12 protein-coding genes are annotated in these 13562 nt (G+C 32.3%); all 12 read right to left on the bottom strand.

From position 1 onward, the window contains the following. Positions 1-82 precede the first annotated feature (82 nt). The 12 genes from KCTC32516_RS02540 to KCTC32516_RS02485 all read right to left on the bottom strand — a co-directional run bounded on the left by KCTC32516_RS02540 (position 83) and on the right by KCTC32516_RS02485 (position 13510). On the bottom strand, positions 83-2746 hold the full coding sequence (locus tag KCTC32516_RS02540) for a TonB-dependent receptor (protein ID WP_301401774.1): 2664 nt from the start codon (positions 2744-2746) through the stop codon (positions 83-85). A 217-nt stretch (positions 2747-2963) separates the two neighbouring features. Further along, positions 2964-4535, bottom strand: coding sequence for a glucose-6-phosphate isomerase (gene pgi, locus KCTC32516_RS02535; RefSeq protein ID WP_301401773.1), 1572 nt, complete (start codon positions 4533-4535; stop codon positions 2964-2966). 11 nt (positions 4536-4546) lie between these two features. Continuing rightward, the gene (locus KCTC32516_RS02530) at positions 4547-5830 is read right to left on the bottom strand and encodes a M23 family metallopeptidase (RefSeq protein ID WP_301401772.1); all 1284 of its coding nucleotides are present in this window, start codon (positions 5828-5830) and stop codon (positions 4547-4549) included. A 43-nt stretch (positions 5831-5873) separates the two neighbouring features. After that, the gene (locus KCTC32516_RS02525) at positions 5874-6650 is read right to left on the bottom strand and encodes a DUF3108 domain-containing protein (RefSeq protein WP_301401771.1); all 777 of its coding nucleotides are present in this window, start codon (positions 6648-6650) and stop codon (positions 5874-5876) included. Positions 6651-6747: 97 nt separating this feature from the next. Further along, positions 6748-7668 (bottom strand): tryptophan 2,3-dioxygenase family protein, encoded by a 921-nt coding sequence (locus KCTC32516_RS02520; RefSeq protein ID WP_301401770.1) that lies wholly within the window; start codon positions 7666-7668, stop codon positions 6748-6750. Positions 7669-7754: 86 nt separating this feature from the next. Beyond that, entirely contained in the window at positions 7755-8918 is a 1164-nt protein-coding gene (hppD, locus tag KCTC32516_RS02515; RefSeq protein WP_301401769.1) for a 4-hydroxyphenylpyruvate dioxygenase, read from the bottom strand. A gap of 48 nt (positions 8919-8966) precedes the next feature. Beyond that, positions 8967-9182, bottom strand: coding sequence for a four helix bundle protein (locus KCTC32516_RS12135; protein ID WP_366911547.1), 216 nt, complete (start codon positions 9180-9182; stop codon positions 8967-8969). Positions 9183-9363: 181 nt separating this feature from the next. Next, on the bottom strand, positions 9364-10521 hold the full coding sequence (locus KCTC32516_RS02505) for a homogentisate 1,2-dioxygenase (protein WP_301401768.1): 1158 nt from the start codon (positions 10519-10521) through the stop codon (positions 9364-9366). A gap of 166 nt (positions 10522-10687) precedes the next feature. Further along, the gene (locus tag KCTC32516_RS02500; RefSeq protein ID WP_301401767.1) at positions 10688-11020 is read right to left on the bottom strand and encodes a 2Fe-2S iron-sulfur cluster-binding family protein; all 333 of its coding nucleotides are present in this window, start codon (positions 11018-11020) and stop codon (positions 10688-10690) included. Continuing rightward, positions 11020-12075 (bottom strand): NAD(P)/FAD-dependent oxidoreductase, encoded by a 1056-nt coding sequence (locus KCTC32516_RS02495; protein ID WP_301401766.1) that lies wholly within the window; start codon positions 12073-12075, stop codon positions 11020-11022. Before KCTC32516_RS02495 ends, KCTC32516_RS02500 begins: the two co-directional genes overlap by 1 nt. Before the next feature lie 61 nt (positions 12076-12136). Then, positions 12137-12373 (bottom strand): NifU family protein, encoded by a 237-nt coding sequence (locus KCTC32516_RS02490; protein ID WP_301401765.1) that lies wholly within the window; start codon positions 12371-12373, stop codon positions 12137-12139. Positions 12374-12379: 6 nt separating this feature from the next. Further along, on the bottom strand, positions 12380-13510 hold the full coding sequence (locus KCTC32516_RS02485) for an Mrp/NBP35 family ATP-binding protein (protein WP_301401764.1): 1131 nt from the start codon (positions 13508-13510) through the stop codon (positions 12380-12382). Positions 13511-13562: the final 52 nt, after the last annotated feature.

Genomic DNA, 13562 nt, shown 5'->3' with positions numbered 1-13562 from the left:
TAGATTATGTAAATGTACTAATTATAATCAAAAAAAAACCACCTCGATTGAGGTGGTTTTTAAACTATTTATAGTTGTTGATTTAGAAAGAAAACTTCATTGAAGCATTCCAAGTTCTTCCGTATCCAAAATAAACTCTGTTATTAACATCAATACCTTTGTAAGTTGTACTTCCAGCAGTAGCATGGATGTTAGTAAAACCATCAGAAATATATCTTGTATCCATTAAGTTGTTTACATTTAATCTAAATCTAGCATTTACTTTTTCACTTAGGTTAAATTTGTAAGAAACACCAGCATCTACTAATGCATAACCAGGTAATTTTAAAGAACCTTGGGTGTTATCTACTTGAGTTTTAAAAGAAGAAGCAGAAATACTAGGGTATAAACTTGCTGCATAAAATTGACTTATATCAAACTTTAATTTATCTGAAACTTTATATGTAAAACCAATTCGAGCAGTAGTTTGAGCTGCATCACCAACTTTAACTTTATCAAGGTAATATGTAGTTCCAGAAACACCAACAACAGCATTGTTTTGGTCATATTCTGTACCTGTTACATTACCAACGTATTGATAATTACCCAAAGACAACATTGCATCAACAGTTAATTTGCCAAATCTACCAGTAGATTCAATCTCTAAACCTGTGTGAACTTGTTCAATTCCAGAGAAATCTACAAAATTACCAGGGGCAGAACCACCAGTTCTTTGGAATCTATCTTTCCAAGAAGTTCTATATGCATTTACTTTTACATTGTAGTTTTCGCTTCTATATCCATACCCTAACTCTAATCCTAAGATTTTTTCATTGGTTAAACCGACACTAGTATTATTATTGTTATAATTTGGATAAACAGCTCCAAAGAAAGGTTGTTTAGAATAATAACCCGCGTTACCAAAAACGTTATGAGCTTCATTAATATTCCAGTTCATTCCTCCTTTAATGTTTCCACCCATTAAGTTTTCATATCCAGATTTTTGACTACCTACTAATAAGTTAAAGTAATCTATTCTTTGAAAACCTTGTTGAGAAATACCTCCTTGTAAGAAAGCAGAAACATCATCGTTTTTATACTCTACTTGTCCAAAAGCACCTAGCCAACGAACATTACCGTCATTGTAGTATTCTATTTTTTGTTGGTTTGTGATATTTGCCCAAGGGTTAAAACTTGGAGAAGGATCTACAAAAGAAGTAATACTTCTGTTAGGGTTGTTTTTATCTCTATTATCTGTATAACCTGTTGCGCCAAGTAAATTAGAAACAACTCTGTAGTGAATACCTTGATAAGTTCTTAAATCTACACCAACATCCCAGCTAAAGTTATCACTAGCATCTTTATGGAAGTTAGCAATAACACCATACCAGTTATGAGAATTCATAGAGGCTCTACGTGTTAAGCCGTTTTTTCTATCATTAATAGTACTAGTTCTGTCTGCTCCAAAATCAGGAACATTTCCTCCAGCATTCCATTTTGCGATATCATCAAAACGAACTCTTCCTTGTGCATCTCTTAATCTAAAGTCATAATCACGAATGTTGTTTACGTCTCCAATTGGTCCAGATCCACCACCACGTCCCCATGAAGCATAAAGAACAGTAGATAAGTTAGAATTATCAGAAATTTTCCAGTCGTAATTTAAAGACATTACTGGTTTGTGATAAAAGTTTCTTCTTAAAGAAAATTCTTCTCCTTTATACATACCCCAAGCTGGGTTAAATTTTATATTTGGGTCATTAGATGTTCCAAATTGTTGGTATAAAGATAATTTTTCTGCATAACTTCTTTGGTGGTGCCATTGTGGTGCTCCAGTAAAAGTAAATTCTAAAGAATGCTTCTCATTTATTTTATAACCAACACCAATAAAATAGTTGTAACCTAAAAATTTAGTTCCATCTACATATCCATCTCCTTGTGTTCTACTAAATAAGAAAGATGCAGATAGTCCATTGTCTAATTTTCCTGTAGAGTAAGAACCTACATATTTCATGTATCCATCGTTACCAAAACTAGAACTTACATTAGCTCCTTCTTTTTGTTGAGAAGTTTTTGTAATAACGTTAATCGTACCACCAACAGAAGAAATTGCTAATTTAGAAGACCCTAAACCTCTTTGTACTTGCATTGCAGAGGTAACGTCAGATAAACCAGCCCAGTTAGACCAGTATACTCTACCGTTTTCCATATCGTTTACAGGTACACCGTTTATTAAAATAGCTACATTTTCTTGGTTAAAACCTCTAATGTTAATTCTAGAATCTCCAAAACCACCACCAGATTTAGTTGCGTATACAGATGGAGTTGATTTTAAAATTTCAGGAAATTCTTGAGATCCTAATTTTTCTTCAATCTCAGCAGCTTTAATTGTTGAAACAGCTACAGGAGTTTCTCTGTCTTTAGCAACATCAATTACTCCTTGAATAACAACCTCATCAAGAGTGTTTGCATCTTCAGTTAATTGAATTGTTCCTAAACTTGTTTTTGATGAAGTAAAAGATACTTCTTTTTTGTTGTAACCAACAAAAGAAACTACAATTACTCCAGAATTTGAGTTTGCAGTTATCGTAAAATTACCATCATAATCGGTAGAAGTACCGTTTGTTGTTCCTTTTACCATAACGCTTGCACTTGGTAAGGGCTGATTTGTTTCATCAACTACTTTACCTGTTATTTTGGTTTGACCAAAAACAGCAGCAGTTGCGAAAAACAACGCTACTAATAATAAATTTTTAAAATTTTTCATTTTGAAATTTTAAGTTATTAAATGTTCTACAAAAATCCTTAATTTTTACAGTTCTAATGTTAATTTAATGTTAAGTGTTAACAAAAATTTAAGACATCCAAAAATAGTAAAATATTGCAGATACGCCTTAAAAAACAGGTTTTTAAATATTAACAGGTTGTTAACAAAAGAAGAATTAATGGTAAAATTAATAAAACCCCCATTAAGAAAAAGAAATTTACTTCTTATTTAGGTGTTTGCTGACTAATTCTTTCCCTAATTCTACTCCGAATTGATCAAAGCTAAAGATGTTCCAAACAACGCCTTGTACAAAAACTTTATGCTCGTATAAAGCAATCAATTTACCTAAAGAATTTGGAGTTAGTTTTTTAATTAAAATAGTAGTGCTAGGTTTGTTGCCGCCAAAGACCTTAAACGGAAGTAATGTTGATAACTCTTTGCTTTGATTATTAAATTTTAAATCTAAATGAACTTCTTCTGCCGTTTTTCCGAAAGCCAACGCTTCTGTTTGTGCACAAAAGTTTGCCATTAATTTTTTATGATGCGCTGTTAAATCCGATAAAGATTCTTTAAATCCGATAAATTCCGCCGGAATTAATTTTGTTCCTTGGTGTAATAATTGCATAAAAGCATGTTGCATGTTTGTACCAACATCGCCCCAAATAATTGCGCCAGTTTGATAGTCTATTTTTTTTCCATTTCTATCAACACTTTTTCCATTACTTTCCATACTTGTTTGCTGCAAGTATTCAGGGAGTTTTTTCAAATAATGAGAATACGGTAAAATTGCTTCTGTTTCGCATCCAAAGAAATTGTTGTACCAAATACTAATTAAAGAAGAGATAACAGGAATATTTTGTTCGAATTCAGTATTTTTAAAATGTGCATCCATTTCTGATGCTCCATCAAGTAACGCTTTAAAATTTTGAAACCCTACAGATAAACTTATTGATAATCCGACAGCGCTCCACAAAGAAAATCGACCTCCAACCCAATTCCACATAGGAAAAATATTTTTGTTAGAAATTCCGAATTCAACGACCTCTTTTATGTTTGATGAAACCGCTACAAAATGCTTTGCAATATCTTTTTTTGTAGCCGATTTCAAAAACCATTCTTTTAGTGTAGTTGCATTTGTAATGGTTTCTTGTGTGGTAAATGTTTTAGAAACAATAACAAATAAGGTAGTTTCTGGATGTAGTTTTTTAATGATTTCAGAAATATGATCGCCATCAACATTAGAGACAAAATGCAGGTTCAGATGATTTTTGTAAAATTGTAAAGCTTCTACAATCATATTTGGACCTAAATCTGAACCGCCAATTCCGATGTTTACAACATTAGTAATTGATTTTCCAGTAAAACCTTTCCATTTACCATAAATCACTTTTTCTGAAAATTCTGCAATTTGATTTAAAGTCGCTTTAATTTCTGGCTTTACATTTACTTTTTCAACGAGAATTTCTTTAGATGAATTATCTCTCAATGCTGTATGTAGAACAGCTCTGTTTTCGGTTGTGTTTATAATGTCACCTGAAAAATATTTTTCTATTGCCTCTTTTAAATCAACTTCATTTGCCAATTCAATTAATAATTCTAAAGTTTCTTGATTGATTCTGTTTTTAGAATAATCAACAGTAAAATTATCAAAAGAGAAAGAAAAATCAGAAATTCTGTTCGCATTGTTTTTAAAGAATTCTTTTAAATGAATCTCTTTTATATCAGAAAAATGCGAAGTTAACTTTTGCCAAGCCCTGGTTTTAGTTGGATTCGTATTTTTTAATGCCATTAGATTGGGTGTTAGTTTTTAAGAGTAATGTCATTAGAATCCATTTTTAAATCCAAAGATTTATAATTGGTGATGTTTTCTAATTGCTCTTTTAATGGAGTAATATATGTTAAAAAAACAGGCTTTAAACTTTTCTTAAGAGGTTCAGCTGCTGGTAATTTTTGTTTAAGTGGATCTACTTGTCTGCCATTTTTCCAAAATCGATAACAAACATGTCTACCCTCTGTACTTCCTGTGTGTCCAACCCAACCAATAATGTCTCCTTGTTTCACATATTGTCCTCTTTTTACTTTCCTTTTACTCATGTGTAAATATTGAGTAGAATAGGTGTTGTTATGTTTAATTTTCACATAATTACCATTTCCTCTTTTTCTGTAAGCAGATTCTGTAACGATTCCACTCGCTGTAGCCATAATTGGGGTTCCTTCATTTGCAGCAAAATCGGTTCCTCGATGCGGTTTTACTTTATAGCCGTAATGTTTAATTCTTCTTTTTAGATTGTATCTAGAAGAAATTCTATATTGAAATTTAATAGGCGATTTTAAAAATTGACTTCGCAACATATTTCCTTCTTCGTCATAATATTCTACAATGCCTTTTTGGGGATCTGGAATATATCTATATGCATATAAATTGGTTCCTTTATGATTAAAAACCGCTGCTTTTACATCTCCATAACCAACAAAAGTGGAATCATCAATAAATTTTTCTTCATATATAATTTTAAATGTATCTTCTTTTTGAAGTTTAAAAAAGTCGAGTGTCCACGCATAGATATCCGCTATCTCGTTTGTTAAATATGGATTTATATGTAAACTATCCATAGATTGAGAAAAGCTGGAATAAATTTTACCGTGTACTTCTTTTTCTATCGTCTTAATTTCTTTTCTATACTTATAGCTATGGATGATAGAATCGTTAAACTCTACAATTGTTGCAACAGATTTGTTGTTTTTGTAAATAAAAACTTGGGCTTTTTCGGTTGAATCTTTTGCTGCTAAAATAGTATAAGGTTTTCCTGCTCTAACGCGTCTAACATCAAAAGTATCTTTAATTTTGGAAGCTATTTTATTTATGATCGGGTAATCTACATGATGTCTGTCTAAGATTACTCCAAAACTTTCGCCTTTTTTAATCGTATCATTAATTACCTTATAATCGTTTAGTTTATAACCAAACTCATAGATTATTTTTGGTTGAGGTATTGTTTGGATTTCCTCAATATTTTCTGGTTTATCTTCTTTACAAGAACTAAAAATGAGGAGTGTTACTAAAAGAAAGATTATTTTTTTCAAAAGAAGTTAAATTTTATACGAGACATTAACGCAAAAATACAATTTAATCATATATAATTTCAAAAGAATTTGCAAGACCTTTATAAGCATCTAATTCTGCTTTTAAAGATCCAACAGATAAAGATGCTTTTAACTTTATGGGTATTTTATTTTCATCTGCCGTTATCCAAATGGTCACGCTTTCATTTTCTTTAAAAACTCTGCCAGCCTGTACCATTGGTCTAAACTTTAAAGTTTTAATTTTTCCGAAACTAGTTTTTAGTAATTCTTCGCCTAAATAACGTAATTTAAAAGGATAAATTTGAGCGTCCATAAACATATCTAAAGCAATTTCATCTCCAACTTTTAAGTTGCTAACATCACGACTTCTTAAATAATAAAAAGAAGACATCATATCTTGTATATTATTAAAATCAAAAGTTTCTGTAGTTTGCAATTTAAAATCTAAAACCGTAGCTTTTTTGGTATCGTAATTAAATTTAATCTCTCTGTTGATTACATAACCACCTTCGTTGATATTGCGTTTAAAAACATATGGTTTTATGGTTTCTTTATCAAAATAAGATTGATAGGTGTCGTCAACATTAAAAAACCATTTTATAATTCCAGTTGTCCAGCCTTTTCCCGTTACATGAAAAACTTCTTTGCCTTTAATGGTATCTGTACCTACTGATAAAGTTGCATTGCCAGCTTTTAAAAAACCGCTATAACTCATTTTGTAACGAAGCCATTCCCCTTTTTTAAAAATTGTAGTTTTTTCTTGAGAATAAGAATGAACAACACTACTAAATGCAATAAAAAGGAAAATAGTTTTTTTCATGTTTTCAAACATATAAAAAAGGAATGACAATAGCTATTCCAAAACCAAAAAAGCTGCTTGATTTCTCAAACAGTTGGTGTTAAATATTCTGTAAATTTTAAAAGTTTCCCCAATTTTCAAGTTCTTCTTTGCTCCATAAATACGGGAAAAAGATTCTTCGTTGGTATTTTGGATGCATGTATTTTCGCCAATTACTTCCGCCGGTTGCTTCTAAATCTTTATCGCCGCCGCCTAAATATTTTCCTGCAGCTTCGTAATGAGCTAGCACCCATTTTATATTTACGGTATAATCGTAATGGCGCATTGCTTTTATCAATTCTGGGTTTTGTTGCACATCTTCTGGAAGTTGTTTGAACTTTTTAGACAAATTACACTCGTTGTAATCTTCCATAAAGTCGATAAAATCTCCCATGTATTTTTTCTCAAACAATTTTATCAAAATAGATTTTTCGCCTGTTTGATGATTTTTACCAGCGGCTTGCCAATACAAATGTTCAAAAGCGTTTTTGAAAGATGAGTTTCTGTCGATGGTATCTCTGAATCTCACATCAATTAAATTGATTAACTCTGTAGATGCAAATTCGATTTTACGGTATTGCGCACTTTGAAATCCGCTTGCGGGCGCTAAGGTGTTTCTAAATTTTAAATATTGTTCTACATCCATTCCTTCTCCCATCACACTAAACGAACTACATAGCATATCAAAATACCTGCTAATCCGCATTAAGTGTTTCGAAAATTTTTCTGCTGTAATTGCTTTTTTAGATAAAGAAATTTGGTCAATTTCCCACAAAATCATTTTAAACAACAACTCATTTACTTGATGATACATGATAAAAACCATTTCATCTTTTTCGGTTGTTCTCGGAATTTGTAATCCTAATAAAGCATCGGTTTGAATATAATCCCAATACGTAATTGGCGTGCTGTGCAATAATCCTTCTAACATGGTTTCTAAAGGAACACCAAGCTTTTGATATTTTTCTTCTATTGCTTTTAATAATTCGTCTTTGTTCATTTTTTTTGAGAATAGAGAGAAGAGAATACAGAAAAAAGACAGATTGTGTTTTTCTCTTTTCTAAACTCTCTTTCCTGATTTCTGTTTTATAAAGTTCCTCTTTTAGACTGCTCTCTTTCTATAGATTCGAACAACGCTTTAAAATTACCAGCTCCAAATCCACGAGCGCCCATTCTTTGAATGATTTCAAAAAATAAGGTTGGTCTATCTTCTAATGGTTTTGTAAAAATTTGCAATAAATAACCTTCTTCATCAGCATCTATCATGATAGATAATTTTTGCAATTCGCCAATATCTTCTTTCATCATATCTCTGTGCGCTCCTAATCTATTCGGAATATCATCATAATAAGCTTGCGGAGGTGGAGGTAAAAATTCAATTCCACGCGCTTTTAACTGACTAACCGTTTTAATAATGTCATCCGTTGCAACGGCAATATGTTGTACACCAGACCCTTCATAAAAATCTAAATATTCTTCAATTTGTGATTTCTTTGCTGCTTTTGCTGGCTCGTTTATTGGAAATTTGATTCTACCGTTTCCGTTAGACATCACTTTACTCATTAATGCAGAATATTCTGTGTGAATTTGTTTGTCATCAAAGGATAAAAAGTTTTCGAATCCCATCACATCTTCGTACCATTTTACCCAAACATCCATTTGATTCCAACCTACATTTCCAACCATGTGATCAATGTATTTTAAACCAACTGAAGTTGGATTGTAGTCAGATTCCCATTTTTGAAAACCTGGCATAAAAGTTCCTTTGTAGTTTTTACGTTCTACAAACATGTGCACTGTTTCGCCGTATGTGTAAATTCCTGCTTTTACAATTTCTCCGTGTTCATCAGTTTCTACCGTTGGTTCTAAATACGATTTTGCACCACGCTTGGTAGTTTCTTCATAAGCAGATCTTGCATCATCAACCCACAGCGCAATTACTTTTACTCCGTCGCCATGTTTTACAATATGATCATTTATAATAGATTTACTATTTAACGGAGTTGTTAAAACCAAACGAATTTTATCTTGCACCAATACATAACTCACAGAATCTCTAGATCCGGTTTCTAGTCCTTTGTATGCTAATGATTGGAATCCGAAAGCGGTTTTGTAAAAATGCGCAGCTTGTTTTGCGTTTCCTACATAAAACTCTACATAATCTGTTCCTAACAATGGAAGGAAATCTTGTGCTCCTTCAAATATTTTTTCTAAACCGTAGTTTACTGATTTTATTTCTTTTTTGCTCATGTTGTTTTATATTAAAGAAGAGAGGTTAGAAAAGAGAAAAAAGACTGATTAGAGTTTGTTTTGAAAACTCATGGTCATTTTTTGAAATTCTTGAACCTTTTCTTCAATTTTTGTTAAATTTTCTTTTGAAATATATTTTCTTTTAAATGCAATTATTATTTGTGTTTCGAGTTCGAATGAAGAACCTAAAGCAATGTCAATAAAATGAGAGAAAGATTTATCTGTTCTTGATGAACCTTCTGCAATATTACTCGGAATCGAAATAGAGCATCTATTAATTTGAGAAATTAATCCAAATTTTTCTTCCTTTGGGAAATCCTCGTAATTTTAAAAACATCATCTACAATCTCAATCCCTAAGTCCCAAATTTTAAGATTCTTGTAATTATGTCTTTTTCTAACGCTCATAATCTCTTTTCTTGATTCTTTTTTCTCTCTATCTTCGTCTATTCGAGCCAAGATTTAAAATACTCTTCATCCGCAATTTTCATTGCTTCTTCGGTAACTTGTAATGGTTTAAAAGTATCTACCATAACTGCTAATTCTTCCGTTTTTGTATGGCCAATACTTCTTTCTGTTGCTCCTGGGTGCGGACCGTGTGGAATTCCGGCTGGATGCAAAGAAATATGACCTTGATCAATATCATTTCTACTCATAAAATCGCCATCTACATAATAGAGAACTTCATCAGAATCTATATTGCTGTGATTGTATGGAGCAGGAATTGAGTCTGGATGATAATCATACAAACGGGGTACAAAACTGCAAATTACAAAGGCACTGGTTTCAAATGTTTGATGTACTGGTGGCGGTTGATGAATTCTTCCAGTAATTGGTTCAAAATCGTGAATTGAAAATGCATACGGAAAATTATAGCCATCGTAACCAACCACATCAAAAGGATGTGAGGCATAAACCATTTCTATAATTTCTCCTTGTTTTTTTACTTTGATTAAAAAATCGCCTAACTCATTATAGGTTTCTAATTCTTCTGGACGTCTTAAATCGCGTTCGCAAAAAGGCGAATGTTCTAACAACTGCCCAAACCAATTTCTATAGCGTTTTGGTGTATATACAGGATGATAAGATTCTACAATAAAAAGTCTATTGTTTTCATCATCAAAATCTAGTTTGTAAATAATTCCACGTGGAATTACTAAATAATCTCCGTATTTAAAATTGATGTTTCCAAGATGTGTTCTTAATTTTCCAGTTCCTTTATGGATGAAAATCACCTCGTCTGCATCTGTGTTTTTATAAAAATACTCTTTGGTAGATTTTTTTGGAGCGGATAAAATAATGTTACAATCAGCATTTGTTAACACAATTTTTCTGCTTTCTAGATAATCGTTTTCTGGTTTTACTTGAAAACCTCTAAACCTGTATGATTGAATGTTATTTGCTTTTGCAATTTTTGGAGCAATAGAATATTGTTTGCGAATTTCTTTGACCATTGTTGGTCTGTGTTCATGATAACTGTTGGTAGACATTCCGTCGAAACCAATTGTACCAAATAGCTGCTCGTAATATAAACTTCCGTCTTTTTTACGAAACTGCGTATGTCTTTTTGGTGGAATTTTTCCTAATTTATGATAAAACGGCATATTTTTATTATTAAATGATTAAAAAATTAAATGATTAAAAACGTTTTAATCAATCATTCTGGATTGCGTTTTATCAAATATTTTAAGTGTGATAATAAGTCTAAATACATTTTTTTAGAGCTTTTAAGTTGCTTGCTCTACAAATATACAGAAAGTCTTTGAGGTTTTAACTTTCTGGAGCTAATTCTACTTCTAGTCCATCCATTTCTGGAGTGATTTGAATTTGACAACCCAATCGGCTGTTTTCTTGAACATGAAATGCTTCTGCCAACATCATATCTTCGTCGATTCCCATTTCTGGCAATGCATGATCTGAGTTCACATAACACTGACATGATGCACACATTGCCATTCCGCCACAAATCCCAATGGTTCCTTCTGGAGCTAATTCATAAGAACGAACCACTTCCATTAAATTCATTGCCATGTCGGTTGGAGCAATAATTTCGTGAAGGATTCCTTCTCTGTCAGTAATTTTTATGGTAACGTCTTGTTCCATTATTCAATCTTTTTTACAACCGCTTTCGGAGCTTCTTTTCGAGTTCCATCAAAACCATCAACACCGCCAACAGTTGTATATTTCATCACGTATTTTTTATCAGGAAAAATGCGTTGAAAAGCACTTTGGCACATTAAGGTTGCCTCGTGAAATCCGCATAAAATCAATTTTAATTTCCCAGGATATGTATTTACATCTCCAATCGCATAAATACCCGGAATGTTGGTTTGATAATCTAAAGCGTTGTTTACTTTAATGGCGTTTTTTTCAATTTCTAATCCCCAATTTGCAATAGGGCCAAGCTTTGGTGCTAATCCAAAAAGTGGAATAAAATGATCGACTTCTAAAATGGTGTCTTCTTCCTCTTTTTTAGAAATAACAACTCCCGTTACATGATTTTCTCCTACAATTCCTGTTATTTCTGCTGGAGTAATTAGATTAATTTTACCGGCATCTTTTAATTCTTGTAGTTTATCTACAGAATCTAAAGCACCTCTAAACTCATTCCTTCGGTGTACAAGAGTTACAGATTTAGCAACCTCTGTTAAAAAGATACTCCAATCCAATGCAGAATCTCCACCACCAGCAATTACCACATTTTTATCTCTGTATAATTCTGGTTCACGAATCATGTATTCGACACCTTTATCTTCAAAATTTGCAATTTGTGGAATCGGTGGTTTTCTGGGTTCAAAACTTCCTAAACCACCTGCAATCGCTATAATTGGCGCTTTGTGTTTTGTTCCTTTGTTTGTAGTAACAATAAAAGAACCGTCTTCTTGTTTTTCAATAGTTTCTGCACGTTCTCCAAGTGTAAAACCTGGTTGAAATTGCTTGCATTGTTCTAGTAAACTTGCAGTTAAATCACCTGCTAAAATTTCTGAAAAACCAGGAATGTCATAAATGGGTTTTTTAGGATAAATTTCTGAACATTGTCCGCCAGCTTGAGGCAAAGCATCAATTAAATGACATCTTAGTTTTAACAATCCAGCTTCAAAAACTGTAAACAATCCAGTTGGTCCAGCACCAATAATTAATATATCTGTTGTAATCATTTCTTTAAAAAATCGTGTAAAAATAATGCTTGTAAAAGTTCTAAAAGCTGATTTTTATCAGTTAACTTACATTCACTACTTCTAGTATTTGTGGAGCGTATTTTTTTATGGTTGCTTCAACACCATTCTTTAATGTCATTTGATTGACAGAGCAGCCATTACAAGCGCCTTCTAATTGCACTTTTACAATTGCATTTTCGATAGATAATAACTTTATATTTCCGCCATCACTTAATAAAAAAGGGCGAATTTCCTCTAGAGCTTTCTCCACATTTGTAAGCGTTTCTTGTGCTGTCATAATTTTTTATTTTGTGCTACAACCACTCATCGTTGTAATTCTTACAACTTCTGTTGGTGGTAAATTTTCATTTCGTTTTACTAATTGAGATAGCATTTCTTTAGTAGTGTCAGAAAAAGCTTTTTCTAACGGAGTGTTTGTTTGCAATGCAACTGGATGACCAACATCACCAGATTCTCGAATACTTTGCACCAAAGGAATTTCTCCTAAAAATTGTGTGTTAATATCTTCAGCCAAGTTTTTTGCTCCGCCATTTCCAAAAATATAATATTTATTATTTGGCAATTCATCTGGAGTAAAATACGCCATGTTTTCTATGATTCCTAATACAGGAACATTGATGCTTTCTTGTTGAAACATTGCCACTCCTTTTTTAGCATCAGCTAAAGCGATATTTTGGGGTGTACTTACAATCATTGCGCCATTTATTGGCAATGCTTGCACGATTGATAAATGTACATCTCCAGTTCCTGGAGGTAAATCAATTAATAAGAAATCTAATTCTCCCCAATCTGCATCAAAAATTAATTGATTTAAGGCTTTTGAAGCCATTGGTCCACGCCAAATTACTGCTTGATCTGGATTTGTAAAAAACCCTAGCGACAATAATTTAACGCCATAATTTTCTACCGGTTTCATTTTAGAACGACCATTTACATTTACTGAAAGAGGCTTTTCTTTTTCAACATCAAACATTAAATGCATTGATGGACCGTAAACATCTGCGTCTAAAACCCCCACGCTAAATCCCATTTTTGCCAATGTAATTGCAGTATTTGCTGTAATTGTCGATTTTCCAACGCCACCTTTTCCAGACGCAACTGCAATAATATTTTTAATATTCGGAATTTCTTTTCCTTTGATTTGATTCGGGTTTTCTTTCTTCGGAACAACCGCTTTTACAGTAACTTTTACAACAATGTCTTCGCTAACTTTTGAGCGTAATGCGTTTATAATTTCGCTTTCTACTCTCTTTTTAGCTTGTAAAGAAGGATTGCTAATCGTTACATCAATAAGTACTTCGTTGCCAAAAGTTACAACGTTTGTAATGTTGTCATTTTCAACCAAACTTTTTCCTTCTCCAGGAGCAGTTATGGTTTCTAATGCCTTGTATATATCTTGCTTTTTAAAGCTCATTTTGAAATTTTAATTAGGATTAATTCTAAACTACAAATATAGTGTTTAGAGT

It is taken from the genome of Polaribacter huanghezhanensis, assembly GCF_030444335.1.
Taxonomy (GTDB): Bacteria; Bacteroidota; Bacteroidia; order Flavobacteriales; family Flavobacteriaceae; genus Polaribacter; species Polaribacter huanghezhanensis.
Note: the sequence above shows the minus strand (reverse complement) of the source record. Positions and strands in the feature narration are given on the sequence as shown.

What these genes read in the sequence shown, in the direction of transcription:
- KCTC32516_RS02540 (WP_301401774.1), bottom strand. Translation starts at nt 2,746, where the DNA reads ATGAAAAATTTTAAAAATTTATTATTAGTAGCGTTGTTTTTCGCAACT.
- pgi (WP_301401773.1), bottom strand. Translation starts at nt 4,535, where the DNA reads ATGGCATTAAAAAATACGAATCCAACTAAAACCAGGGCTTGGCAAAAG.
- KCTC32516_RS02525 (WP_301401771.1), bottom strand. Translation starts at nt 6,650, where the DNA reads ATGAAAAAAACTATTTTCCTTTTTATTGCATTTAGTAGTGTTGTTCAT.
- KCTC32516_RS02520 (WP_301401770.1), bottom strand. Translation starts at nt 7,668, where the DNA reads ATGAACAAAGACGAATTATTAAAAGCAATAGAAGAAAAATATCAAAAG.
- hppD (WP_301401769.1), bottom strand. Translation starts at nt 8,918, where the DNA reads ATGAGCAAAAAAGAAATAAAATCAGTAAACTACGGTTTAGAAAAAATA.
- KCTC32516_RS02505 (WP_301401768.1), bottom strand. Translation starts at nt 10,521, where the DNA reads ATGCCGTTTTATCATAAATTAGGAAAAATTCCACCAAAAAGACATACG.
- KCTC32516_RS02500 (WP_301401767.1), bottom strand. Translation starts at nt 11,020, where the DNA reads ATGGAACAAGACGTTACCATAAAAATTACTGACAGAGAAGGAATCCTT.
- KCTC32516_RS02495 (WP_301401766.1), bottom strand. Translation starts at nt 12,075, where the DNA reads ATGATTACAACAGATATATTAATTATTGGTGCTGGACCAACTGGATTG.
- KCTC32516_RS02490 (WP_301401765.1), bottom strand. Translation starts at nt 12,373, where the DNA reads ATGACAGCACAAGAAACGCTTACAAATGTGGAGAAAGCTCTAGAGGAA.
- KCTC32516_RS02485 (WP_301401764.1), bottom strand. Translation starts at nt 13,510, where the DNA reads ATGAGCTTTAAAAAGCAAGATATATACAAGGCATTAGAAACCATAACT.